General features: G+C 54.8%; 1 rRNA gene. It reads right to left on the reverse strand.

The features are described 5' to 3' along the window. Positions 1-252: ribosomal RNA gene (locus tag ACTHSL_RS13930) — 16S ribosomal RNA — on the reverse strand; the annotation flags it as partial.

Genomic DNA, 252 nt, shown 5'->3' on the forward strand with positions numbered 1-252 from the left:
GTATAAGAGACAGGACTACTAGGGTATCTAATCCCGTTTGCTCCCCTAGCCCTCGTGCATGAGCGTCAGATGTTGCCCAGAGCTTCGCCTTCGCCGCGAGTGTTCTTCTCGATATCCACGCATTTCACTGCTACACCGAGAATTCCAAGCTCCCCTACAACTCTCTAGCGCGGAAGTATCGGATGCTATTCGGAGGTTGAGCCTCCGGATTTCACATCTGACTTTCCGCGCCGCCTGCGCACCCTTTACGCC

Origin of the sequence: Neisseria sp. P0008.S010 (genome assembly GCF_051962715.1) — a bacterium.
Taxonomy (GTDB): domain Bacteria; phylum Pseudomonadota; class Gammaproteobacteria; order Burkholderiales; family Neisseriaceae; genus Neisseria; species Neisseria elongata.